Annotated in this window: 21 protein-coding genes; 10 read left to right on the top strand and 11 right to left on the bottom strand. The window is 57.3% G+C overall.

The window, feature by feature from the left end; genetic code table 11:
* Positions 1-19: 19 nt before the first annotated feature.
* Positions 20-862 (bottom strand): protease modulator HflC, encoded by an 843-nt coding sequence (gene hflC, locus RB602_RS03590; RefSeq protein WP_317083022.1) that lies wholly within the window; start codon positions 860-862, stop codon positions 20-22.
* On the bottom strand, positions 859-1989 hold the full coding sequence (gene hflK, locus RB602_RS03585) for an FtsH protease activity modulator HflK (protein WP_317083020.1): 1131 nt from the start codon (positions 1987-1989) through the stop codon (positions 859-861). Before hflK ends, hflC begins: the two co-directional genes overlap by 4 nt.
* Before the next feature lie 100 nt (positions 1990-2089).
* Between hflK and RB602_RS03580 the strand changes: the two genes are divergently transcribed.
* The 7 genes from RB602_RS03580 (at position 2090) to RB602_RS03550 (ending at position 13749) form a co-directional block, all read left to right on the top strand.
* Complete coding sequence (locus RB602_RS03580) at positions 2090-3139, top strand: Mrp/NBP35 family ATP-binding protein (RefSeq protein WP_317083018.1); 1050 nt, start codon at positions 2090-2092, stop codon at positions 3137-3139.
* A gap of 18 nt (positions 3140-3157) precedes the next feature.
* Positions 3158-5449 carry a xanthine dehydrogenase family protein molybdopterin-binding subunit gene (locus RB602_RS03575; RefSeq protein ID WP_317083016.1) on the top strand — a complete coding sequence of 764 codons (2292 nt, stop codon included), beginning with the start codon at positions 3158-3160 and terminating at the stop codon, positions 5447-5449.
* Positions 5450-5536: 87 nt separating this feature from the next.
* Entirely contained in the window at positions 5537-6550 is a 1014-nt protein-coding gene (hemH, locus tag RB602_RS03570) for a ferrochelatase (RefSeq protein WP_317084407.1), read from the top strand.
* Positions 6551-6990: 440 nt separating this feature from the next.
* A complete protein-coding gene (locus RB602_RS03565; RefSeq protein ID WP_317083015.1) occupies positions 6991-8574 on the top strand; it encodes a helicase HerA-like domain-containing protein in 1584 nt (527 codons plus the stop codon).
* Positions 8575-8856: 282 nt separating this feature from the next.
* Positions 8857-11223, top strand: coding sequence for a TonB-dependent receptor (locus RB602_RS03560; RefSeq protein WP_317083013.1), 2367 nt, complete (start codon positions 8857-8859; stop codon positions 11221-11223).
* Positions 11224-11323: 100 nt separating this feature from the next.
* Positions 11324-12403, top strand: a complete 1080-nt coding sequence (locus RB602_RS03555; protein ID WP_317083012.1) for a glutathione S-transferase N-terminal domain-containing protein — start codon at positions 11324-11326, stop codon at positions 12401-12403.
* Complete coding sequence (locus RB602_RS03550) at positions 12400-13749, top strand: YceI family protein (RefSeq protein ID WP_317083010.1); 1350 nt, start codon at positions 12400-12402, stop codon at positions 13747-13749. Before RB602_RS03555 ends, RB602_RS03550 begins: the two co-directional genes overlap by 4 nt.
* Positions 13750-14052: 303 nt before the next feature.
* Here RB602_RS03550 and RB602_RS03545 read toward each other — a convergent pair whose 3' ends face one another.
* From RB602_RS03545 to RB602_RS03530, 4 genes are all read right to left on the bottom strand, one after another.
* Positions 14053-14343 (bottom strand): HNH endonuclease, encoded by a 291-nt coding sequence (locus RB602_RS03545; protein ID WP_317084405.1) that lies wholly within the window; start codon positions 14341-14343, stop codon positions 14053-14055.
* Positions 14334-15443: a serine hydrolase domain-containing protein gene (locus tag RB602_RS03540; RefSeq protein WP_317083008.1), complete on the bottom strand. Its 1110-nt coding sequence runs from the start codon at positions 15441-15443 to the stop codon at positions 14334-14336. Before RB602_RS03540 ends, RB602_RS03545 begins: the two co-directional genes overlap by 10 nt.
* Positions 15436-15837, bottom strand: coding sequence for a VOC family protein (locus RB602_RS03535; protein WP_317083006.1), 402 nt, complete (start codon positions 15835-15837; stop codon positions 15436-15438). The genes RB602_RS03540 and RB602_RS03535 overlap by 8 nt, the downstream gene beginning before the upstream one ends.
* 180 nt (positions 15838-16017) lie before the next feature.
* On the bottom strand, positions 16018-16560 hold the full coding sequence (locus RB602_RS03530; protein WP_317083004.1) for a DUF3617 domain-containing protein: 543 nt from the start codon (positions 16558-16560) through the stop codon (positions 16018-16020).
* 133 nt (positions 16561-16693) lie between these two features.
* Between RB602_RS03530 and uvrB the strand changes: the two genes are divergently transcribed.
* The 3 genes from uvrB (at position 16694) to RB602_RS03515 (ending at position 19636) form a co-directional block, all read left to right on the top strand.
* Complete coding sequence (gene uvrB, locus RB602_RS03525) at positions 16694-18877, top strand: excinuclease ABC subunit UvrB (protein ID WP_317083002.1); 2184 nt, start codon at positions 16694-16696, stop codon at positions 18875-18877.
* 283 nt (positions 18878-19160) lie between these two features.
* A complete protein-coding gene (locus RB602_RS03520) occupies positions 19161-19415 on the top strand; it encodes a type II toxin-antitoxin system HicA family toxin (RefSeq protein ID WP_317083000.1) in 255 nt (84 codons plus the stop codon).
* Positions 19412-19636 carry a type II toxin-antitoxin system HicB family antitoxin gene (locus RB602_RS03515; RefSeq protein ID WP_317082998.1) on the top strand — a complete coding sequence of 75 codons (225 nt, stop codon included), beginning with the start codon at positions 19412-19414 and terminating at the stop codon, positions 19634-19636. Before RB602_RS03520 ends, RB602_RS03515 begins: the two co-directional genes overlap by 4 nt.
* Positions 19637-19641: 5 nt before the next feature.
* Here RB602_RS03515 and RB602_RS03510 read toward each other — a convergent pair whose 3' ends face one another.
* The 5 genes from RB602_RS03510 to RB602_RS03490 all read right to left on the bottom strand — a co-directional run bounded on the left by RB602_RS03510 (position 19642) and on the right by RB602_RS03490 (position 25912).
* Entirely contained in the window at positions 19642-20268 is a 627-nt protein-coding gene (locus tag RB602_RS03510) for a thioredoxin family protein (RefSeq protein WP_317082996.1), read from the bottom strand.
* A gap of 37 nt (positions 20269-20305) precedes the next feature.
* Entirely contained in the window at positions 20306-22432 is a 2127-nt protein-coding gene (locus tag RB602_RS03505) for a protein-disulfide reductase DsbD family protein (protein WP_317082994.1), read from the bottom strand.
* Positions 22433-22584: 152 nt separating this feature from the next.
* Entirely contained in the window at positions 22585-23556 is a 972-nt protein-coding gene (locus RB602_RS03500) for a polysaccharide lyase domain-containing protein (protein ID WP_317082992.1), read from the bottom strand.
* A 128-nt stretch (positions 23557-23684) separates the two neighbouring features.
* The gene (locus RB602_RS03495; RefSeq protein ID WP_317082990.1) at positions 23685-25229 is read right to left on the bottom strand and encodes a hypothetical protein; all 1545 of its coding nucleotides are present in this window, start codon (positions 25227-25229) and stop codon (positions 23685-23687) included.
* A gap of 131 nt (positions 25230-25360) precedes the next feature.
* Positions 25361-25912 carry a cupin domain-containing protein gene (locus RB602_RS03490; RefSeq protein WP_317082988.1) on the bottom strand — a complete coding sequence of 184 codons (552 nt, stop codon included), beginning with the start codon at positions 25910-25912 and terminating at the stop codon, positions 25361-25363.
* Positions 25913-26013: the final 101 nt, after the last annotated feature.

The raw sequence follows: 26013 nt of genomic DNA, 5'->3' as shown, positions 1-26013 counted from the left end.
TTTGCCTTGGCGTCAGTCGCTAGCGCCCCCGGAATTGGCGCAGATATTCGCTATCGGGTGACAGAACGACCGAGGCCTCGCCATCGCCGCGATTAAATGTCTGCTCATAGCTCTGCATCGCCCGGTAGAAATCGTAAAAGCCCGGATCCTTGCCATAGCTTTCGGCATAGATGCGCGCCGATTCAGCTTCGGCCTGACCACGGATCACTTGGGCATCCTTGTTACCCTCGGCGCGAATGGCGGTGGCTTCCTGCTGGCGCTCGGAACGCATCCGCGAGAAGGCCGATTCCAGCGGCGTGCCTTCGGGCAAGTCAGCACGCTTGATCCGCACATCTATAATCTCCGCGCCATATTTGCGCGCCTGCACATTCAGTGCGGTCTGGATATTCTCCATCACCTGCCCACGCTCCGGGCTAAGCAAAGTGGCAAAAGAGCGCTTGCCAAGCTCGTTACGCAGCGAAGAACCGAGAATGGTGCGAAGCTGGGTGCGCAGCGCATCCTCGGTGCGGATCGAGCGATACATTTGCAGCGGATTGGTGATGCGGAAGCGGGCAAAAGCATCGACCTGCAGACGCAGCTTGTCGGTGGAAAGCACTTCCTGCCGCTCCATCTGCACATTCAACACCCGCTTGTCGATATACTGGATCTGCTCCACAAAAGGTATGCGGAAAGCAATGCCGGCCCCGGTAGTGCCGAACGCCTCATTGGGTTCATAGACATTCACTTTGCGCACCGGCTCACCATAGCGCAGGATCAGCGCCTGTTCGGTTTCCTGCACCACCGATACCGACAGCGCTACCAAGATAAGCGTCACCACGGCAGCGACGCCAAGGAACATGGGGTTGGCTAAACGACCGTTCATCGGCTGGCTCCTGTCACAACCTGCGGTTCGTCCGCAACTATCTCCGGTGCGGTCTCTGCACGACGGCGCAATTCAGGCAGCGGCAGATATGGTGTCACATTGCCGGTTTCGACAATGGTCTTGTCCACCTTGCCAAGCACGCGTTCCATCGTCTCATAATAGAGTCGCTGGCGCGTCACTTCGGGAGCGAGACGATACTGCTCATAGACCTGATCAAAGCGCGATGTTTGACCTTCAGCGGTCTCGATAATCTGACGCGCATAGGCACGCGCATTGTTCTTGGCGGTCTCCGCATCCTGCTGCGCCACGTTCACTTCCTTGAAAGCTTCATTCACCGCCTGTGGCGGGTCAGACTGGCGGATAGCGATGCCCTGAACCGTGATGCCTGCGCCATAATCATCAAGGATAGTCTGCATCCGTGTGCGCACCTGTGCCTCAATGTCCGAACGGCCGGGGCCAATAGCATCATCGAGCGAGAAGTTGGCGATCACCGCGCGCATGGCGCTCTCGGCGGCGTCGCGGATGGCATCTTCCGGGCTGTCGAGCTGAAACAGATATTGCTCCGGATCACGGATTTGCCAGCGTACCTCATAGGCCATATCGATGATATTCTGGTCGCTGGTCAGAACGAAATTCTCATCGTCCGCGCTCGGTGTCCCGATAGGCATTTCGCGTATCGCCTGAGTATCGACCTTTTCCATTGTCTCAATCGGCGAGGGCAAGGTGAAGTTGATCCCGGGTCCAACGGTACGTGAATAACTGCCAAGGAATTTGACCACACCCTGTTCGCGCGCATCCACGCGCCAGATGCTCGTCATTCCGATCCAGATCAGCACCACAAGAACAAGGATCCACGGTATATAGCTTTTGCCATTGGGCCGCTTGGGCAAGCCGGAAAAACCGCCGCCTGGGCCTCCGCTACCACCCTTGCGGAACAAATCTTCTATAGATCCGGACTTGCGGCCATCAGAACCGCCGCTGCCAGAGGGTTGCCAAGGATTGCTGGGGCCGCCTCCATTTGAGCCGCCGCCTGAGGGTTTGCCCCCATCTGAAGAACCGCCACCCCAGGGATTGCCTGCTGCCATAAGTGAACCAATGCGTGAAAAAGCGCTCGAGAAAATCGTCATAGAGTCTTTATAGGTATTGGATTTTGAGAAAAATAGTGTCTTTAGGGCAGAAGCTGTCAGAATATCAAAATTCCGGGGTAAGGGAGGCCGCTTCTCAACCATGACCGACCAGTCGCCAGATATGCAAGCCGTCAGCAAGGCGGTGGAGACAATAGCCTCGGATCGCGCCAGCAATATAAAAGTCAAGGAGGGTGCGGTGTCGCTCGTGCTTGATGTGTCCGGCATGGAGCCCTTGCAACGCGACAAGATGGACATCGCGCTGCGCGATACGCTGCGCCAGATTGACGGCGTCAGCGACGTGCGCGTTGCGATGACAAGCGAGAAGGTCAATCGCCGCATGATCGCCATTGGCAGCGGCAAGGGTGGCGTCGGCAAATCCACCGTTTCCACCAATATCGCCATTGCCATGCACCGACTGGGCCGCAAGGTCGGCATGGTCGATGCCGATATATATGGCCCGTCGCAGACACGCCTTCTCGATTGCCCGGAAACCAAGCCTGAAGTCTCTGACCAGAAGCTGATCCCGATGATGACCGGAGCGGGCATCAAGCTGCTTTCGATGGGCCAGCTTGCCAAGCCCGGACAGGCCATTGCCTGGCGCGGGCCGATGGCGGGCAAGGCGCTGGCGCAGTTGATCGATGCGCAATGGGGCGAGACCAGCGACCTGATCGTCGACTTGCCGCCGGGTACAGGCGATGTGCAAATGTCGCTGATGCAGCATTTCAAGCCCGATGGCGCGGTGATCGTCTCGACGCCGCAGGACCTTGCGCTGCTCGATGCCACCCGTGCTATCAATCTGTTCGATCAGGGCAAAATCCCGGTTCTCGGCTTGGTAGAGAATATGTCGGGCTATGTCTGCCCGCATTGTGGCGAGGTCAGCGACCCCTTTGGCGCTGGCGGTGCCGAAGAGGCCGCCAAGACAATGCACCTTCCATTTCTCGGGCGGGTGCCGCTGGATATGGAAATCCGCAAGACCAGCGATGCGGGAACGCCTATTGCGGCGGGGGACAGCCCGCAGGCACAGGCGTTTATGGCGATTGCCCAGAAGATTATTGATTGGATGGATGCAAGCAATCCGAGTGCCGCGCCGCCAGTACCAGAAGCGAAAAAGAAAGGTTCGCCCTTTTCCAAGCTATTGGGCAAGGGCTAGGTCAGAAGCGCGACCCCTATGCCCTCAATTACGCGCAGACAGATATTGATTGGCGGCGGGGTGGCTGCCGGGCTGGTTGTCGGCTGGGCCGCTCTGCCGACTCAGCTAGCGAATCCAATGCAAGCCGATGGCGATGAAAGCCTTTTCAACGCCTATCTGCGCATTGCCCCATCAGGTGCAGTGATCATCGCGATACCGCAGCTTGAAATGGGCCATGGCGTCTCCACCCTTCTGGCACAGATTGTTGCTCAGGAACTGGGCGCGGACTGGCGCGCTGTTGCCATCGAACCGGCGCGGCCAGGTGCCATTTATGGAAATAAGGCGCTGATCAGACGCTGGGCCCCGGTGATCGCGCCGATGGATAGCGGCGCAACACTGGCCGATAGCGAGTATCTGGTGCAGCGCTATGCAGAAAACACACCATTTATGATCTCCGGTGATAACAGCGCTCTAGCTGGCTATCTCCAGCCCTGCCGCGAAGCTGGAGCCGCCGCGCGGGTGATGCTGGCACAGGCGGCAGCGGCGCGATGGGAGACCGATTGGGAACTATGCGCGGTGGACAAAGGCTTTGTGCGCTATCTTGGTGCAACCGTCAATGACATGGAGCAAAGGCTTAGCTTTGCCGAGCTGGCGAGCGAAGCGGCTGCAATTGCTCCCCTTGATATATTGCCCCTGCGTCCCGAACCACCGGGCGAAAATGATACAATGATTGCGGAAGGCACGCGTACAGCTTTCCCTCGCCTTGATCTGCCTACCAAGGTCGACGGCTCAGCCAATTTCGCCGGAGATATTCGGCTGCCCGATATGCTCTTTGCCGCGGTCCGTCATGGTCCGCCGGGCGACAGCCGTTTGCTCGGCATCCAGCGCAAACGTGCCAATGGCATCACCGGGCTGGTCGATGTGGTGAAGCATAAAAGATGGGTCGCGACATTAGCGAGCAATTGGTGGGCCGCCAACAAGGCGCTGGCGGCAATACGCCCGCGCTTTGCCACTTATGGCCCGATGGCGGATGATGCCGATAGCGAGGCAGCGCTGGAAAAGGCGTTGCGCGACACTTCGGGTTTTCGGTTGGAAAAGCAGGGCGACGTTGAAGAAGTACTGGAACAGGGCGAGGTCTATCGCGCCGACTATAGTGCCGCCGCCGCGCTGCATGCGCCGATAGAGACGACATCGGCCACTGCACGATGGAGCGCGGCCGGAGACGAGAGCGGCGAGCGGGTGGAAATCTGGTATGCCGCCCAAGCACCGCATCAGGTGGCTGAGGATGTGGCCCGGGCACTGGATATCAGCACCAGCGCGGTTACCATTTATGCCCCGACATCGGGCGGCTCCTTTGGCGCACGGTTTGACAGTCGGGCGGCGGTGCAGGCGGCACTTCTGGCGCGGCATAGCAAGCGGCCGGTTCAGGTCATCTGGTCGCGCGGTGAGGATCAGATCCAAACCTATCCCCGCCCCGCAGCGCTGGCGCAATTGAGCGCTGCTACCGACAGGAATGGCACCATATTGGCTTGGCAGCACAAGATTGCCGCGCCAGCAACCGGGCGCGAGGCGATGGCGCGGTTATTGTGGCAAAGCCCGGCCCATAAAGCGCGGCAGGACAATGCAGCGATGCATGATCGATCAATGGTAGCGGGTGCGATACCACCTTATCGCATTCCGGCCTTTGCGGTAGACCATCACCCCGCCGATATCGGCTATCCCACCGGCCTGCTGCGCGGCCATGCCGATACGCTCAATGCTTTTTTCCGCGAGAGCTTTATCGATGAGCTGGCGCACCGTGCCGAGCGTGAACCGCTATCCTATCGCATGCAGATGCTAGGCAATGCGCCGCGCCTCGCCGCCTGCCTCACAATGGTCGCGACACTCTCAGGCTGGGACGGCGGCACAGCCGGGAGCGGGCAGGGTCTGGCCTGTCATGTCATGGACGGCGCGATGATCGCCATGATCGTGCGGGTACAACGCGGTGCTGAGGGCGTGCGCGTGCGCGAGATCAGTGCTGCGGTCGATATCGGTCATATCATCAATGAAGATATTGTCCGGCAACAGATAGAAAGCGGTATCATCTTCGGCATGGCACAGGCGCTGGGTGCAAGCAGCGGCCATGCCAAGGGACTGGCCAATGCCCGGCGGCTTTCCGATCTTTCCCTGCCGCGCCTTGCCGATACGCCTGAAATCACCATATCCTTTGTCGACAATGACCAGCCATCGACAGACGCAGATGCGCTTGCCGTGCCTGTTGTTGCTCCGGCCATTGCCAATGCGCTGTTTTCCGCTACTAACGTGCGCTTTCGGCAGTTGCCGCTGATCTGATATTTACCGGCTGGGGCCGGTTACAGGAATTGCGAGTTTTAACGGGGATTTATGGCTGAAGATATCGCAATTCCGTCATTTGCCGATATGGCACCGCCGCCCGACCACCCTTCTGTCACTGAACCGCGCATTGGGGTGTTGCTGGTTAATCTTGGAACACCGGAAGCACCCGATGTACCAGCGCTGAAGCGCTATCTCGGGGAATTTCTCTCCGACCCCCGTGTGGTGGAAATCCCGCAACTGATCTGGCAGCCGCTGCTACGCGGCGTGATCCTCAACACCCGCCCGAAACAATCCGCCAAAGCCTATGCCAAGGTGTGGATGGATGAAGGCTCGCCGCTGATGGTCTATACCAAGCGCCAGGCCGAGGCTCTTGGCAAACGCATGGGCAGTAAGGTGCTGGTCGATTTCGCCATGCGCTATGGCAACCCCAATATTCCCGATCGCCTGCGCCATCTGAAACTGAGCGGCTGCGACAAAATCCTGATCGCGCCACTCTATCCGCAATATTCCGGGGCGACCACGGCGACAGTGGTCGACAAGGTCGGCGAAACGCTTGAGCGGATGCGGCATCAGCCGACAGTGCGTTATCTGGCACCCTATTATGACCATGACGCGCATATTGAGGCGGTCGCCGATAGTGTGCGCGAGGGACTGACGGGCATCGATTTCACCCCCGATGCGGTGATCACCAGTTTCCACGGCATGCCGTTGCAGACGCTGTATGATGGTGATCCCTATCATTGCCAATGCCGCAAAACGGCGCGGCTGGTCTCGGAGAAGTTGCGCGATGTTATCAGCGAGCCGCTGATCGTTTCCTTTCAATCGCGTTTCGGTCGAGCAAAGTGGCTTGATCCGGCGACAGAAGACACGCTGGAACAGATACCGCAAAAGGGCATCAAGAAAGTCGCGGTTGTCGCGCCGGGCTTTGCCGTGGATTGTGTCGAGACGCTGGAAGAAATCGCAATTGAGGGCGAGGAACAGTTCCGCGAAGCAGGCGGCGAACGATTTGCCTATATCCCCTGCCTCAATGACAGCGAACGCTCGATCACCATGCTGGAAAAGCTGGTGCGGCAAGAGCTGGCAGGATGGCTCGACTGATTTTTTCGCGCAAAGAGCGCTAAGATTTTTAAGAGCTTTGGTCTTGGGCGGACGGTTGCGCTTTTCTGACAGAGGTTGTGGTTTTTAGCGTTTCATAAAAGCCACAAAGGGAAAAAGTATAAAAGACTGCCTGATGCGCCGCCGCCGCGGATCGCTAACCCCAGTGCCAACATTTTCCTCCCACCCCAAAGGGGTGGGAAACAATTCCGAGAATCATGCACTTTCTTGTCTAGTTGCGCCCTTTTTCTCTTTTTCCCTTTGTGGCTTTTATGAAACCGACAACCTCTCAACAAACACCGCAAGGTCAGGAAAGAAAAGCAACCATCCACAACCGCTTAATAATCTTCACGCTCTTTGCGTGAAAAACAGCCACGCCCCCTTGACCATGTTCGCTCAGCCCGACAGGGATAAGTCGATTGCAAACACAGGGGACGGATCAAGTGAGCGATATTTTTCTTGGGCTCGGCGGTGACGAGCGGCAGGCGTTGTTGCTGGAAAAGGCCAATCGCCACGGCCTGATCGCAGGCGCGACTGGCACCGGCAAGACGGTCACGCTACAGGGTCTGGCCGAGAGTTTTTCCGCCAATGGCGTCCCGGTCTTTGTTGCCGATGTGAAGGGCGATCTGTCGGGCATCTCCATGGCCGGTTCCTCGACCTTCAAACATGCCGACAAGCTGGAAGAGCGCGCCAAAGAATTGGGCATGGAGGATTATGGCTATTCCGATAATCCGGCGATCTTCTGGGATCTCTATGGCGAACAGGGGCACCCGATCCGCACCACCATCAGCGAAATGGGGCCGATGCTTCTGGCACGGCTGATGGACCTCAATGAAACGCAAGAGGGCGTGCTCAATATCGTCTTCCGCTTTGCCGATGAAGAAGGGCTGTTGCTGCTTAACCTGGAAGACCTGCAATCGATGCTCGCCTATACCGCCGAGCATGCCAAGGAGCTGTCAGCCAAATATGGCAATGTCTCGCGCCAAAGCGTCGGCGCGATCCAGCGGCAATTGCTGCAATTGGAAAATGAGGGCGCAGACCAGTTTTTCGGCGAACCGGCGCTAGAGATTGACGACTTTATGCAGACCGATGAGCAGGGACGCGGCTATATCAATGTACTCGCCGCTGACAAGCTGATGCGCAGCCCCAAGCTTTATGCCACCTTCCTGTTATGGCTGCTGGCCGAACTGTTCGAGACGCTGCCCGAGGTGGGCGATCCGGAAAAACCGACATTGGTGTTCTTCTTTGATGAGGCGCATCTGCTGTTCGACGATGCGCCCAAGGCGTTGCAGGAAAAGATTGAGCAAGTAGTCCGCCTGATCCGGTCCAAAGGCGTCGGCGTCTTTTTCGTCACCCAGAACCCGATGGACATTCCCGAAGAGGTCGCCGGGCAATTGGGTAACCGGGTGCAACATGCCTTACGTGCTTTCACCAAGCGCGACCAGCGCGCGATTAAGGCGGCGGCTGAGACTTTTCGCATCAACCCTGATCTCGATGTCGAAGCGGCGATCACCGAATTGCGCGTCGGCGAAGCACTGGTCTCAACCCTTGATGAAGAGGGCGCACCGACGGTGGTGCAACGCACCCTTATCAAACCACCCCGCTCGCGCCTTGGCCCGGTAACCAAGAAAGAACGCGCGATCATCCGCTCCATATCGCCGGTCGAAGGCAAATATGATGAGGAAGTGGACCGGGAGTCCGCCGAGGAAGTTCTGCTGAAGAAGATTGAGGACGCGGCTGAAACCGCTGCAGAAGTCGAGGCCAAAGGCAAGGAAGAGGTCGCCAAACGCCCACGCAGAACCACATCGATCTGGGGCAAGGCCGCCAAAGCCGCAGCGGGCGCTGCTGCGGCATCGGCAGGGACGATATTGGCCGGCAAACTCAGCGGCCGCAAATCACGCTCAGACCCGACCGCTCGGGCCGCGAGCGCCGCCGCGGGCACTATCGCCACAGAGATCGGCAAGGCCATCGGAGTGCCCGGGCTCGGCCGCTTTGCCCGCAACCTTATGGGCGGGCTGATGCGATAAGCGCAATAGGCCGCTTTCCGTATCTGTTGTCACAAAAGCACAATGGGTAGCAATTCGCAACTTGTTCATCTGGCGTTCATGAATACGAGGTCATTTTGGTGGCCAAACGATAAAATAGTGATAGTTGAGAGGCTTAACCTGCAAAAAATGCAACTCATCGAAGGATGAGGGCTGTTCATTGGCAAATTATTGCCAATTCCCTCCCCAGGACGGCAGGGCCTTTCAATGTGTTAGAAGATAATTACAATCTGCTGTTACAACAGCATAAAGAGAGGGACAATCATGAAATTTTCTACAGTATCCTTGCGCGCGCTTGCTATTTGCGGTGCTGGCCTCGCTCTGGCGCCCGCCCAGGCCATGGCATTGGAGGCAGAAGATGCAGCGGCCGCCGAAGCGGACGCACAAGAAACCGGTGCAACAGCCCCGCAGGCACAAGACGACACTGCACAACAGGATGGCAATGCGGTCGATATTTTCAACGACGTGATCGTCGTAACTGGGACCAAAACCCGCAACCCGGAAGATGTGCAGGATGTTCCGGTTGCGGTTACTGCGTTTAACGACCAGACGCTGGAAGCGCTCAAGATACGCGACATTCAGGGCCTTAGCTTTCAGGCACCCAGCGTATCGCTTGACCAGATCGGCACCAGCCGCGGCACAGCCAACTTCTCTATTCGCGGCCTCGGTATCAACAGCTCGATCCCGTCTATTGACCCGACAGTCGGCGTTTTTGTCGACGGCGTCTATCTCGGCTTTAATGGCGGCGTAGTGTTTGACTTGTTCGACCTTGACAGTGTCGAGGTTCTGCGCGGCCCTCAGGGCATTCTCTTTGGCCGCAACACCACCGGCGGTGCAGTGCTGGTCAACACCGGCAATCCAACCGAAGAATTTCAGGGCAAGTTCCGTGCAGCGGTGGAAACGCCGGTTGATAGTGGTCGCGGCGGCCAGAACTATTTTGTCAGCGGCGTAGTCTCCGGCCCAATCATCGAAGATGTGTTGTTGTTCAAATTGGGTGCCTATTACAACAATGATGAAGGCTATTTCCGCAACCTGTTCGACGGCTCGGACTTTGGCGCGGCAGAAACCTATATTTTGCGCGGGGCTTTGGAGTTCCGTCCAACCAGCAATCTTACCATCCTCGGCAAGTTCGATTATTTTGACAGTGAGGGCGATGGTCCGGCGGGCCAGAACCGCGGCACTTTTGACCGCAATAGCTTTGACTTCTCGATTGATGAGCCGGGCTTTTATGACACCGAGGTTATCACCGGTAGCGTCAAGCTCGATTGGGAGATTGGGCCAGGCGTTTTGACCAACATCTTCGGCTATCGCGAGTTTTCTGGCACAACATTGGGCGACATCGACGCGCTTCCAGAATTCATTTTCCACTCAAATACGTTAACCGAGCAGGAACAAATTTCCAACGAGTTGCGCTATGCGATGAGTTTTGACGGTATCGAACTGACGGTCGGCAGTTTCTTCTTTGATCAATCCATCGCCTATGATGAATTGCGTGACCTCCCACCAACCGGCTTACCGACATTTTCTGGCGGCGGCCAGCAGGACCACCAGGTTCTCGGACTGTTTGCACAAGGCCAGTTTTACGTAACCGATTCTCTCAGCCTGATTGGCGGCATCCGCTGGTCACGCGAAGAAAAAGACGGTAGTGTAAGCTACATCATTCCACGGGCAGAAGAATGCTCGGTCGTAGCTGGCACCTGCCCAACCACGGGTACTGATGGGTTTACGGATAACGAAACCTGGACCAACTGGTCACCAAAGCTGGGTTTCCAATATGAATTTGCCAATAGCCAAATCTATGGCCACTGGACCCGCGGTTTCCGCTCGGGCGGTTTCAATTTCCGTATCACTGATCCGGCTGCATTTCTTACACAAATCGTCCCGGCGACAGGTTCATTCCTTTTTGATGAAGAGCGCGTCGATACGTTTGAAATCGGCGGTAAATTCCAAACCGAAGATGGTGCTTTTACGCTGAATGCCGCAGCCTATGTCACCAAGATCAACAATATGCAGCGCGAAATCAATCAGCCTGGCGCAGCCGGGGTGTCGCAATTCATCCTGAACTCCGCAGATGCTACCATTATGGGGTTTGAAGCTGAAGCGCGGATGCGCGTTTCCGATAACCTGTTGTTCACCGCCAATATCGGCCTGATTGATGATGAGTATGACGAGATTCTGTTCGATATCTCGGGCGTCACAGGCGTCAACGGTGTGGTTGATGAAGAGGACTTTGCCCTCAGTATTCCGCGTGTGCCGACATATACCTGGGGCGTTGGCGCGATCCATGAGCTTGATCTTGGTAGCAGCTCCATAACCAGCCGATTCAACCTGCAATATCGTGATGAATTTGCTTACACCGATAACAATCTGGGCTGGATTCAGGACATCACCAATCTTGAAGCCAATGTTACCTGGAATACACCAATCGAAGGCTTAAGCCTTTCAATCTATGGGCGGAACTTGCTCGACGAGGTCCAAGCCGGTGGCGATACCCAGCTTAGCCAAGGCTTGTTCGGTGGACCGCTATCTACCGGCGTAGCGCAGCCGTTCGCGCAAAATCCGACCGGTGGTACATTCTCGCCGCTGGCACGTGGTCGCCAGCTTGGTGCAGAGATTCAGTTCGAATTCTAATCTCGAGCACATTTGAGATGTGAAACACTGGCCAAGGCCGGACGCTGTCATACAGCTTCCGGCCCTAGCTTATTTGGCGGGCGATGTTACAACTCTCCATATGATCGTCTATGGCTCCCGCGTCTCCTATTATACCGGCAAGCTCGAAGCCTATTTGCGCTATAAGGGTATAGCCTATCAATCCGCGCCCACGCCCTATGGCAAACCGCAGCGGCTGATCGACAATGTCGGCGTTATCCAGATGCCGATTGTCGAATGCGGCGATGGGCGCTGGATGTCCGACACGACACCGATATTGCTCCAGTTGGAGAAAGAGCATCCCGGATCGACGATCATGCCCGGCAATCCTGTGGTGAATTTCATCGCTCGATTGATCGAGGATTATGGCGATGAATGGCTGTGGCGTTCCGCGATGCATTTTCGCTGGAGCTATCCCTATGACCGGATGCTTATTTCCAATGTGCTGGTCGATGAAGTGACACAAGATGTCCCTGCGCCGCGTTTCCTGAAGCGACGCAGAATAGAGCGGCGACAGGTAAAGAGCTATGTTGAACGCGATGGCGTGACCGCCTCGACACGCCCGCATGTCGAGCAAGGCTATCACCGCGCCCTCGCCAATATGACCCAGATGCTGGCTACACGTTCTTTCCTGCTGGGCGATGCACCATCACTGGCGGATTATGGCATGATGGGACCAATGTTCCGGCATTTTGGCCAAGACCCGACACCGGTGGAGATTATGCGCACCACCGCGCCCACCGTGTTTGAATGGGTCGCACGCATGTGGAATGCCAAACCGGCGGCCCAGCAGAACTTCGTCGATACCGTACCCGATGACGCCGAACCTATGTTGAAAGAGATATGCGAGACTCACTTGGTGCAGCTTGCTGCTAATGCTGAGGGCTATGCAGCCGGTCAGGACCGCTTTGCCATGACGGTTCAGGGCTGCAACTATCAGGACATTGCGACATCGCGCTATCGCGTCTGGTGCCTGGAAAAACTGCACAAGGCCTTTGCGGCGCTATCATCGGATGATCAGCAAGCCGTTCGCGATCTTCTGCCTTATCCTGAAGCAGAGATATTGTGGTGCGAAGACACTCCGGCGCAATCGGGCTATGATCCGGAAAACAGGCTTCCCTTTGGCAAGGCGATCAATGTGTTTGCCGGAGGCACGCCTTGAGCGACCGGCAACAGCGCTACTCTGCTATTGCGATATTGTTGCACTGGATCATCGCAGCGCTGCTGGCATTCGAGCTTGGCCTCGGCCGCGGCCTTGAACATCTGACCCTTGCGACCGGATTGTTTGATGTCACTCAGTTACATAAGTCCATCGGTATCACGATCCTGCTGCTCTCCATCGCGCGGCTTGGCTGGCGTCTGCTCAATCCACCACCCGCGCCATTGCCCGACAGCGCACTCAACCATGTGCTTGCCAAGACGGTGCATATCGGCCTTTACGCTTTTATGATTGGCGCACCGCTGAGCGGTTGGTTGATGGTGTCTACGTCCAAGCTGGATATCGACACACTGCTTTTTAGCACCATTCCCTGGCCCGATATCCCATGGGTGGGCGGTCTGGAAGCGTCGGCAAAAGAAGCGCTCAACGGCGCAGCCGAATGGGTCCATGGTGCGCTCGGCTGGGTTGGTGTCGCGCTGTTTGCGTTGCATGTTGTCGGCGCGCTGCGGCATCATCTGCTGCGCGGAGAGCCGCTATTGGGGCGTATATTGCCTGGTGCTTTTGGACTGCGCCCCAATCGTGGCGCCATGGTGATTGGCCTATTCGCTCTTGCATCGGTCAGCCTCACCCTATGGGCGCAGAATTGGGGCGGCGGAAAGGCAGAGACACCAGCGCCATTGGCGGCGGAGGACATGCCCGCGACCCAGACCTTGAAGCTAAATGAGTTACAGGCCGATGCCGTAGAGGACGAAGAGCCCGAGGCCACTGAGGCAACCGAAGACGCCGAAGAAGAGGATGATGCCGCGGAAGACGAAGCGGAAGACAATGCAGAGCAGGAAGAGGAACCGGAAGAGCCAGCAACAACCGCCTATGATTGGCGTGTCACCAATAAACAGCCCATCGGCTTTGCCTTTGTCTGGAATGGCGAGACGGTGCGCGGGTCATTCTCTGACTGGAACGCAACCATTCGCTTTGGCGAGCAGGCGCTGGACCAATCGAATATTGATGTCAGCATCGGCCTTGCCTCTGCGCGCACCGGTAATGCGCAAGTCGATGAGGCGCTACCAGGTGCGGACTTTTTCGCCATCGCGGCCAACCCACGGGCGCGCTTTCGCTCCAATGACATCCGTTCTCTGGGCGGCAACCGCTATGAGGCACGCGGCAACCTTAGCCTGCGTGGGTCAAGCCAGCCGGTCACGCTGCGCTTCACCCTGGATATTGATGGAACCACCGCCAGCGCCAATGGCAATGCCAGCGTCAATCGCGCCGCCTTTGGCATCGCCAATGGCAGCTATGGCGATATTGCCGATGCGGTGCAGGTGGATTTCAATTTCTCCGCAAGCCGGTAGCTGACATTTTCGCATGCTGCGCTGCTGCTCCATAACCGACGGAGTCATGTGGATGGTATAGGACCAAGATGCCTTGTTTCATAAAAGCCAAAAAGGGAAAAAGAGAAAAAGGGCGCAAATGGCTAATTCAGCGCGCAGATTTCACTTCAACATTTCCGCCGCGACGCGGCGGAAGGACTACTTAATCACGATACTGGATTTTTGGCAGATTCCCAGAAACCATTACCCTTTTAAGCTTCTTCCCTTTTTGGCTTTTATGAAACGCTTGTCCCTAGCCCACCATCAGGGAATGAGCATACAGATCTAGCGCTTGGCCCGCCGCGTGGGTGCATGGAAGTCTGGCGGTTTGTCAGCAATCCAGTCGATAAAGCGCGCTATATCGGGATGGCCGCACAGCGCCTCGGCGGTGGCATAGCTGCGCGCCAGTTCGGCATTGGTAAAGGTCGCATGGATGGTGCGGTGGCAGATGGGGTGCACTGCCAGCGTCTCGCGCCCGCCACGGCTTTTGGGCACGGGGTGATGATATTCCACGCGCCTGCCCAAAGGCCGACCGCATAGCCAGCACAGTTCTGCATCATCGTCGCTCACGGGCAGCTATGAAGGCAGGGTCCTTCAGGCACGGCCTCATCAACCATGGTGACGATCCGCACCCGCACTTCCCCGATGAGACGGTTGGCCCAAAGCCCGGCGCGCAATCCATAGGCATTGCCCGAATGGCCGATCCAGCCACCCGGCTGTACCTCCAGACCCAAAGCCCATTGCTGCGCTGCACCGGCGCTCACCAGCCCATCAGCACGCCATTGTGTCTGGCGCATCGCCTGCCACGCAGCGGGAGACAGAAACGCCATATCGTCGCGCACCAGCAATTTGCCGACCACCAACAGTTCCTTGGCTGAGATTCTCAGGCCGCCCTGGGGCGAGAAGGACGAGCCATTCTCCCCCAGCACATAATGGCGCAAATCGCAGCTACCATCTTTGGTTGCAACAAGGGCGCATTCTTCTTCGCCTGGGGCCAGAAGCGGGTCTTTGGCCAGACTGCCATCAGGCCGCAACAGGGTGATCGCCTGGTCGCGTTGACCCGTGGGACAATTGCTCCAGTTAAAGCAGGCCGTTAGCGCCAAGGGCGTGAACACCTGTTGCTGCATGATTGCGTCATAGCGCTGCCCCGTCGCCTTTTCCATCACCGCCGCGATGATCGGCGATCCCAGATTGGCATAGTCAAAAAAGCCGCTCCCCGGCGCATGGTCTTGGTGCCATGCTTCGGAGTCTGCCACCAGGTCCTGCAAACGTCCGTCCAATGGCAGATAATAGCCCGCCGCATCGCTGAGGCTGGCTGTATGTGACAGCAACATGCGCAGCGTCACCGCTCTATCCGGGAAATGGGGATTGCGCACCGGCCAGCCGAGATAATCACCAACATCGCGATCCAGATCGAGCCGCCCCTGATCGACCAGCCGCATGACGCCGAGCGCGGTCACCAGCTTGGATATCGAGGCGATCCGCACCGGCATATCCGCCCGAACTGCGCGATCCTTGGCTCCTGCATCGCCAGACAGGTTTACAGATACCTCTTCGCCGGGGCGATGCTGCAATTCTATGCTGACGGGCGCGGGTTGCTCTTCCGCCAGAGCTGGCAAGGCCAGCATTGGCGAGAGACAAAACCCGATAAGCCCGGCTAGCCGAGTATCAGGCATCCGGCCCGATCTTGTATGCACACAGCTTGTTGCCATCGGGGTCGCGGAAATAGGCGGCGTAAAACGCCATTGGCCCATCATCACCGCGCACACCCGGTGCGCCTTCATCGCTGCCACCCAGTTCCAGCGCTTTGGCATGAAAAGCATCGACCGCCGGACGATTTTCCAGCATCAGCGCCACCATATTGCCATTGCCCTTATCGGCAGGCTCACGATTAAAGGGTCTGGTGATCGCAATGCCCGGCTTGTCAAAACCGGTGCCCCAGATAGTGAAAGAGCCGTCCTCTTCATCCATCGTCATCATCCGCTTGGCCCCGATGGTGGCGAGCAGTGCATCATAATAGCCCTGAGCGCGCTCGGGATTATCTGTGCCGAGCGTTACATAACCGATCATATCTCTCTCCTGATTCCTGTTCTGCAAAGGGCTATGCCGCATCGGCACCAGCGTCAATGGCCGAGACAATATACAGCAGGTGCGCACAAAAAAGACCCGGCGGGCCGATCCCCACCGGGTCTTTCTTGTGTATCTTACATATGCAGGGCGGATTAGGTCCGACGCCGCATATCAGGATGATCAGGCCGGGCAGTCGCCTACGCGCTTGCCTTCAACGGTACCCTTCATCTTCATGTCGCCGGTTGGGCCACCTGTCATCGTCTGTTCGATGTTCATGGTGTAGCTCTCGGCTTCCATGGTGCCTTCCATGTTGGAAACGACAGACATTTCGCCAACCTTACAGGTCATGGCGACTTCCATGTCGCTGCCCGAACGCTCCAGCTTGTCCATGGTGCAGCCGCTTTCTTCCGCACCGCCGAACATGCCAGCACCAGGGTTTGCAGCCATTTCTTCGGTGACGCACATTTTCTGTGCAGGCACATTGCCCATCTGGTCGAGCATGGCTTTCTTCGCAGCTTCAGGCATGCCTTCGACTTCGATTTCAGTGAAAGATGCTTTCACTTCATATTCGCCCGGCGTCATTTTGATGTCGCTCATGGCATCGCTGGCTTCTTCAGCGCTGATTTCGCCGTCACCATCCGCATCAGCAGCTTCATTGCCGCAAGCAGAAAGCGTCAGAGCAGCAGCAGAAACAGCCGCCAGAGTAAAGATGGATTTACGCATATTCATTTCCCCTTGAGAGAGATTCACGGTTGAATCGGCGCCCGCATTATCATTTGTCGCGCGCCAAGCAAGCAATCTCCGCGTTTTTTGCAAAAGCATTGCGTCCGTAGCGGAGTATTTACATATTGGCCATATGAGCGAGTTGATTATCCGACGCGGGCTGGATGAGCCCAATACCAGTGGCGAATTTGTGCCGCACAAACCTGCCCGGCCGGAAAAGGCCGAGGGCGGGCAGCCGTTCAAGCTGGTCAGCGATTATGCCCCGGCGGGTGACCAGCCGGCCGCGATTGCCGAGCTGGTGGAGACGGCGCGCGAAGGCGAGAAGGACCAGGTGCTGCTCGGTGTCACTGGATCGGGCAAGACCTTCACCATGGCCAAGGTGGTCGAGGAATTGCAGCGTCCGGCGCTGGTGCTGGCGCCGAACAAGATTCTCGCTGCGCAGCTTTATGGCGAGTTCAAACAGTTCTTCCCCGACAATGCGGTCGAATATTTCGTCAGCTATTATGACTATTATCAGCCCGAAGCCTATGTGCCGCGCTCTGACACCTATATCGAGAAGGAAAGCTCGGTAAACGAGGCGATTGACCGGATGCGCCACTCCGCCACTCGCTCGCTGCTCGAGCGCGATGATGTGCTGATCGTCGCCTCGGTCTCCTGCCTTTATGGTATCGGCTCGGTTGAGACCTATTCGGCGATGATCTTCGAGATCAAAAAAGGCGAGACGGTCGACCAGCGCGAGCTGATCCGCAAGCTGGTGGCCTTGCAGTATAAGCGCAATGACGCTGCCTTTGCGCGCGGCACCTTCCGAGTGCGCGGCGACAATCTGGAGATTTTCCCGTCGCACTATGAGGACATGGCATGGCGCATTTCCTTTTTCGGCGATGAAATTGAGGAGATTGCCGAGTTTGATCCGCTGACCGGCAAAAAGGGCACCAAGCTCGACAAGGTCAAGGTGTTCGCCAATTCGCACTATGTGACACCGGGGCCGACGATGAAACAGGCAACCGAAGCGATCAAATTCGAGTTAGCGGAGCGGTTGAAGGAACTCGAAACCGAGGGCAGACTGCTTGAGGCGCAGCGTCTGGAACAGCGCACCCATTTCGATCTGGAGATGATTGGGGCCACCGGTTCCTGCGCCGGTATTGAAAACTATTCCCGCTTCCTCACTGGCCGTCTGCCCGGCGAGCCGCCGCCGACTTTGTTCGAATATCTGCCCGACAACGCCCTGCTGTTCGTGGACGAAAGCCACCAGACGATTCCGCAGGTCGGCGCAATGGCGCGGGGCGACCATCGGCGCAAGATCACGCTCGCCGAATATGGCTTCCGCCTGCCCAGTTGCATCGACAATCGACCGCTGCGTTTCAATGAATGGGACGCGATGCGGCCACAAACGGTATGTGTCTCGGCTACTCCCGGAAGCTGGGAGATGGAGCAAACCGGCGGCGTATTCTCCGAACAGGTGATCCGCCCTACTGGCCTGATCGACCCGCCGGTCGAGATCAAGCCGGTCGAGGAGCAGGTTGATGACCTGATCAACGAAGCACGGCTAACCGCCGAGAAAGGCTATCGCACGCTGGTGACGACGCTGACCAAGCGGATGGCCGAAGACTTGACCGAATTTATGCACGAGGCGGGCATCAAGGTGCGCTATATGCACTCGGACGTCGAGACGCTGGAACGTATCGAGCTGATCCGTGATTTGCGCCTTGGTGTTTATGATGTGCTGGTCGGCATCAACCTGCTGCGCGAGGGGCTGGATATTCCCGAATGCGGGCTGGTCGCCATTCTCGATGCCGACAAGGAAGGCTTTCTACGCTCCGAAACCTCATTGATCCAGACCATTGGCCGCGCCGCGCGCAATGTTGATGGCCGGGTGATCCTCTATGCCGACCGCGTCACCGGCAGCATGGAACGCGCGCTCAACGAAACCAGCCGCCGTCGCGAAAAGCAGCTCGCCTTTAACGAAGAACACGGCATCACGCCGCAAACGATCAAGAAGAATATCGGCGATATTGTCGGCCATGTGACCAATCAGGACAGCGTGACCGTCGACACCGGCGATGAAGAAACGCCGCACCTAGTCGGCCACAATCTGCGCGCCTATATCGAGGAACTGGAAAAACGCATGCGCGATGCGGCGGCAGACCTGGAGTTCGAGGAAGCGGGCCGGTTACGCGATGAGATCCGGCGGCTTGAAGCGGATGAGCTTGGCTTACCTGAAGGTGAGCATAAAGCGCCTATGAAAGGCCGCGCGACCGAGGGCAAGCCGGGCACACGCAAGATGCGCTATGGGCGGACGCAGCGGAAGATGGGGTGAATGGCCGTCATTTCACTGTTTGAAAAATATTACACCGCTTTGAAATAGATTTCAGATTGGATGATCCGGCTTGACAAGAAAGCTAGCTTTTTCACCGATTCGCTTCAGATACTCTTAGCGGTAAAAATAATTCTGATTATATTTCTAACACTTAGGCTAATAATCATGATTTTTCTATGTATTAGCTTCTGTCAAGAATCATTATTTCAGTTTTTTTACCAATGGCCCCTTGCTCGACTCGCCGTTTGGACTGCTAAATAGCTGGATCAAAAGGAATTCAGCTATGGTAAAACCTACAAAGCTTTATGGGCTATTACTGCAATCAACTAACAGGTCAGTCAGCTTTCGCGACTTTGTCGCAATGGTAGAGGCCTTCGGATTTGTGCTGATTAGAACCAAGGGCAGCCATCAGTCTTTTGCTCATGAAAGCTGCTCAAAGCTGCTTGTGATTCAGCCTAAAGGCAAAGATGCAAAGCGATATCAAGTGCGGGAATTTCTTGCTTTGGTTGAGGAGTATGGATTAGAAATAGCTGCATGACGCAGCCCCGTTACCACATTAATGTTTTCTGGTATCCAGACGATGAGTGCTGGATAGCAGACGTTCCCGACCTTAAACCTTGTTCTGCGCATGGAGATACACCCACAGAGGCTATTGCCGAGGCTGAAATTGCTATTTCTCTATGGCTGGAAACAGCAAAGGAGCGGGGCTTTCCGATTCCCGAGCCGCGTTACCGCCCAGCAATCTATTCCGCAGCTTAAACCGCCTAGCTCGCATATTTTACTGAACAGCCATAGGGCCGACTGCTCGCCACCGACACCGCCTTGCCCGCTTTGATCTCTTTCAGCGCCTCGGTGACATGGTTGCGTGCTCCGGGGATATCGGCCTGATTGGCGGTGGGTTTGTCGTCAATGCCGCCCTGATAGACCAGCTTGCCGGCAGCATCGATGATATACATATGCGGCGTGGTTTTGGCGCCATAGGCTTTGCCGACACGGCCCTCGCGGTCGAAGAGATAGTGCGAGGAATTGAAACCCTGCGCCTTCAGCATGGCCTTGGCCTCGGCGGCGGTGAGGTCGCCCTGTTTGCCCGCCGCGCCTGAATTGATCGTCAGCCAGACTACCCCCTCGGCCTTCGCGGCGGCCTGAGTCTTTTGCATATTGCCGCTCTTATAGTGCTTCTGCACGAAGGGGCAGCCGGGATTATGCCATTCCAGCACCACCGTCTTACCGCGATAATCACGCAACGAAACGCGCTCACCATCGGCGTTGGTGAGCATAAAACCGCGAGCTTCGGCACCGGTCTGCACCGCTGCCTGTGATGGCGCGACCAGCGCGTAGCTGCCCAATGTTGCGCCTGCAATGGCGGTGATAATCATTGCCTGTTTCAGCATAGTCTCTCCCAGAGTTTCGGCGGTCAGGACACACCTTTTACGACACAAGCGATGTCAGCGTATCCACGGTCAACACCTGTGGCAATATCTTGGCCTCACCGCCTGGCGCATAATAGACATAGAGCGGGACGCCCGAACGGCCATGCTCTTCGAGATAGCGGGTAATCTCTGCGTCGCGCCGGGTCCAGTCGCCTTTCAGAACCGCGACATTGGCACTGGCAAAGGCGTCTGCCGTCGCTTCGCGTTGCACGGCGGCGGCTTCATTGGCCTTGCAGGTGATGCACCAGTCTGCGGTGAAATAGGCAAACACCGGACGCCCTTCGGCGCGTAGGCTGGCGAGTTTGGTCTCGCTAAACGCTTCGCTGGCGAGTGTCTCGCTGCCCGATTCTGCGGCGGCCTTAGTCACGCCTCCGGCTGCAACCGGCAGCGCCAACATCGCCGCAGCGGCTGTGGCCAAAGCCGGTGCGGCAGGCAGCCAGCTGCGCTCCGCACCATTTTGTTGCCGACGGCCAACCCACCACAGGAACAGCGCGAAGGTGAGCGCCGCAGCCAGCCCGATAATCAGGCCGCTATTGCCCGTCTGTTGGCCGAGCAGCCAGGCCAGAGCCAGCACCGAAAAGAACATCGGCACCGACATGATACGGCGGAAAGTGTCCATCCACGGCCCCGGACGCGGAAGCATCTTGCGCAGCGGCGGCACAAAGCCGAGCAGCAGGAAGGGCAGCGCCAGTCCCAGGCCCAGCCCGACAAAGATCAGCAAGCCAGCCAATGGCGGCAGCGCAATCGCCGCGCCCATGGCGGTGGCCATAAACGGCGCGCTGCACGGAGTTGCCACCAATGCCGCCAATGCTCCGGTCCAGAAAGCACCCTTGCTGCCACCCTTGGCCGCGAGATCATTGCCAATGGCGATATTGCCGACCTCGAACAGACCCGCGAGATTGAAAGCAATAGCGGTAAACAGGATCAGCAACACGAAGATGATACGCGGATCCTGAAGCTGAAAGCCCCAGCCGATTTCCGCTCCGAAAGCCCGCAACGCCAGCATCGCGCCGCCCAGCGCCAGACAGAAAAGGACGATCCCGGCAGTATAGGCCAGCGCATGGCTGCGCGCCTCGCCCTCATCGCCGCCCGCTTTGGCCAGGCTGATCGCCTTGAGGCTGAGGATTGGGAAAACACAAGGGAAAATATTGAGCAACAGCCCGCCAATGATCGCGCCGCCAAAGGCGAGGAAAAAGGTGGTGGCTCCGCCCGCCGCCAAGGTCGACCCGGAGCCATCGCCCATCGCGGTTGCGCCTTCGCCCAATGCGCCGAAAGCTGCTTCACCGGCATCCTTCGCCGTCAGGCTAAGTCCCTGATGCGCACCGATACGCAATACGCCCTCCAGCGGCACCCCACCGGTCGAGCGCGCTGCTGTTTCGATAACCAGCGTATCGCCATTGCGCATCGCCTTTTGCGGCGCGCTATAATCAATCACGCCATCGGTGAGCGGGAAGAAATAGGGTTCTTCGGCTGCGCTGTCGGCGGGGAAAGGGATGGAGATGCGGATGGTCTCACCCGATACGGCATAGCTGGCTTCGCTGCCCAGAGGTGCAGGCAATTTAGCGCGCCAGCCATCAAAACGCGCCTGCGCTTCATCCGATACCGCGCCATCGCCTGCTGTGATGGTGAAGCTCAGTTCATCCTGTTCGGGCACACAGATTTCATCGGTGCAGGCGAGCCATTCGGCCTTGACCGATAGCGGCAGCACGGTGCCGGGCGCGATGGACTCATCGAGTGTAAGCGGCAACAACAGCGCATAGTCTTCTTCATATATATAATTCATAATGCCGCCGATGATCAGCGTATCGGGCACCGGATATTGCAACTCGCCAACGGTAACCCCTTCGGGCAAGGTCCAGTCGAGCGTTGCCGGGATCCCCGCATCACCCGGATTAATCCAATAGCCGTGCCAAGTCGGCGCAGGCGACATGGTCAGCGCCACCGTCACCGTCTCGCCCGGCTTCGGCGCTTCGCTCTCAACCTCAAAGGCGGCAGTGATATTGGGTGTATCGCCACTGCCAAAGGCGTTTTGCGCCTTTACGGGGCTAGCCAGCATCAGAGCGGCCAGCAATGCCAGCAGCATGACCATGCAATATCGGGCAGTGTGAGAAAGGGTCACCAGCATTAAAACATCATTTCCTGCATCTAGCGGCTATATAGCGCCTCTGCGCGCATAAGCCATAGCGCGGCACCGCACAAAACGGTGCCTGTCATTCTATTAGGCGTGGTGCAGGAATATGTTACAGCCGCGCAAAGATAATTCTCCGCGCGCGCAATTCACCGCTTCTGATATTTGCTAATGCCCTTACCGAGCGTGTTGCCAGCGATATTCAGCGGTTCACCACGCCAATCGGCGACGAACCATGTGTTGCGGTTGACCCCCGGCGCTATCCGCGCATCATTGCCGGTAATTGTCAGCCCGCGGGTCGGGTTGTCCTGTCCCTCCGGCGCGACAGCGATAAAGGCGCTGTAATTTTCTTTATTGCGGCCCTGGACGAAAATATTGTTGCTGATCTGGCCAACAGAGCCTGCGGACAGGTCGACCATATAATTGGTGGTGATGCCTTTTGTATCATCAAAGCTGTTGCCACTAATCTGCACTTGGAGCACACGCGTTTTGACATAATGGCCACCGCGCCCCTGCTCAAAGCGGCTGCGGGTAACAGTGAGCGATCCCAACAGACCGGTATAGACCGAATGCGCGCAGCCCTTGCCGCCGCCGCAACGACCCAGGCCGCTAAATGTACTCTTGTCGATGGTCAAAGAACCGGAAGGGTCATTAGCGGTCAAAATGCCCTGTTGCGAATTGCGGAACCAGCTATTGACCACGGTGACATTGCCCCGCTCATGTCGGATACCAGAGCCATTGAGGTCGGGTACATTAAGGTTCTGGAAAACCAGGCCGCGTACCTCTGTACCCTGACCGCGCACCACCAAAGTCGCTTTGTTCTCACAGATGCCGCCGTCAAAAACAGCGCTGCCGGGTTGCTGTGCCTTAAACACCACATAGCCACCATTCTGCACCGCGCAATCGCGATAGGTGCCGGGTGCAACCTCTATAGTGCCGCGTGCATTGCCTATGGTGTCCACCGCCTGTTGCAGGCTGGAGAAGCGTTGGCCGGTCTCGACTATGGTATAGCCAGCCCCCTGTTGCGCCTGGGCCGATCCGCCCGATGGCAAGCCAAGCGCCAGCGCCGAGGCAGCAGCCAGAGAAAGAAACGAGGGTGCGCGCAGCGATGCGGAGGCCATGACATATCTCCAAAATGGATATAAATATGTCGCAGGTTTATCGCGCCAAAGTCGGCTCCGCCAGTCCCCTTGCGCAGATTGTGCCATTTTGGGCGCGCCTCGGCCCTATAGGTTAAATATTTTCGCGATCAGGTGCACTGATAGAATTGTGACAAAGCCGGGATGCGCGCGGCCTCGCCGTTCACGCTAAGCACCGCCTCGCCGACACTCCAGCCGCCATAGGATACCTGGGTATATTCGGTTTTCGGAAAATATTCGAAGCTGATGCTCGAGGTACTGTAGCGGTTGGATTTGGTTTCAGGATGATACTCAGAATTGGGCAGGCTCCGGAAACGACCATCAAGAACGAGACCAGTTGTCCTGCCATCCACCCCCAGCATGCCGCCCGTAGCGAAAATCAGGCCGCCAGAACGCACGATAAGGGCCTGAATGTCCTCAATGCTGCGCGGCGAACCGGCATTGTCCGGCGCCAGATAAATCTCCTCTACGCAATCGGGCGGTTGCTTGAAATGTGGCGGGCCGAGAATGACACGACCGAGGCGATCGACCAGCGATATCGCGCTGCTACTGTTCTCGCTCAGCCCGAAAATGCTGCGATATTCAGGCTTCACCGCTGCCAACAGACTGTCATCCAACAGCATTTTGACATCATAGGGCCCCTCGGCATAGCTGCCGGCAATATAGGCCAGCGCCGAGAACACCAGATTGCGTTGGCCCGCATCACCTTGCTCAAAGCCTATCAGCAGCTGGTCAAAATCGGGGCAGGATGTGTTCCGCTCGGTCCCGCGCTCTATGCGTTCGGCCTGCAGGCTGGCACAATATTGCCGCCGCACCTTGCCATTCCATATCCGGGTATCAAACACATCGGTCCAGCCTATCTCGCGGTCCAGTTGGCTATCCCATAGATGAGCATCGAGAAACTGACCCTGAGGCCGGTTATTGGTGGAACCGGTGACCGACACGGTAAGCAGCCGGTCAAGGCTGCCATAGGTTGACCAGCCATGCTGGGTATAGGGACGGATGCGTTCTGGCCTATCATAGGTTTTCTGCCATTCCGCCAGCTCTTTCTGCCCGCGCTGCTTCGCTTTGTAGAATAGACCCGGATTGTCGGCGATGGCTTGGTCATAGCCAAAGATGAAATCGAAATTGGCGAACTTATAGGTCTCTTCGGTGATATCGGGGCCGCCGATATTGCTCTGAATGGCGCGCGTTTCTACCAGTACGCCAGAGGGCACCGAAAGCACACCTTTGGAACTGGCTGAACCGGTTTGTGCTGCCGGAGCGACGGGTGCGGGCGTGGGAGGCACCACCTGGGGCATTTGCGGCCGCATATTGGCCGGGACGCCGGGAAGCGGATTGTCGGCGCTGATCCCCATGCTCGCCATGGTGGCCTCAGCAATGCACTGCGCTTTCACCTGCCAGAAGCGGCCATAAACGCCCTGATCGACTGGATTGCTATGGCCATCATCGGTGAACAGCGATTGCATATCACGGTCCGAGACATTGACGGCGCGGGCATTGGTGATGGTGCAGGGGCAGCTATCGGGGGCGGTCACTTCCGTCGAACGGCAGAGCTTTTCCAGCGCAGCATCATCGCTTTGCAAGGCTCCTGCGCCAACCGGCAATGCCAGTATCGTTGTTGCCACCAGAACACTGCGAAACTGCATCATCATGCTTGCTCCTCATCACCTGCGCCGACTCATTATGCGATATGTAAGATCACGTAACTGACAGCGACTTTATGGTGTCTGTGCGGGGGCGCAAGCTTCTATTCAGTCTCTAGGACAAGACTTTTGGCATAGCCTCAATTCACCAGATCACGGTCAATCAGCACCGCCAGCAACAAAGCCGGGCCGCCATGTGCTTCCCAGGCATGGTTGGTGCCGCGCTGGATGACGACATTGCCGGGCTTGAGCCGGGTCGGCTCGCCGCTTTCCAGGATCAGCGATACCTCACCCTTGAGCAGGCAGATAACATCAATACTGTGCGTCTCATGCATTGCGGGATGGCGCGACTGGTCAATCATATGCCGGTCGCCATCGGCCTGAGCAAAGGCCTGTTTCACCAGCACATCAAGCTGCGGCTTGGGCACGCCTTCGGGCAACGGATTGACCACAAACCAGCGTACCTGAAAATTGCCTTTGCGCGGGCCGAGCACCGGCTTGTCTGTGCCCAGATCATCGGTCGCTTTGGGATCGAGCGACCCGCTGGCGATATCCTCCCAGATCTCGAACAGGCCACCAGCATCGACATCGCCCATGGTTGAGGAAGGGCCATCATCGATCATGATGAAGGAATCGCCTTCAGGGGTGTCGCCGGTAATGATGCGCCTCAGCGCGTCGTCAAATGCTGCCATGATCATGCTCTCCTGTTGTGTTTCCCGGGACGCTATCATGCGGCAACAGGAGCGACAAACAGAAGATGTGCGAAGCTTATACTCGTCATTGCGAGCGTAGC

It is taken from the genome of Parasphingorhabdus sp. SCSIO 66989, assembly GCF_032852305.1.
In the GTDB taxonomy this organism is placed as follows: domain Bacteria; phylum Pseudomonadota; class Alphaproteobacteria; order Sphingomonadales; family Sphingomonadaceae; genus Alterisphingorhabdus; species Alterisphingorhabdus coralli.
The sequence above is the reverse complement of the archived record's forward strand: the minus strand, read 5'-3'. Positions and strand labels throughout refer to the sequence as shown.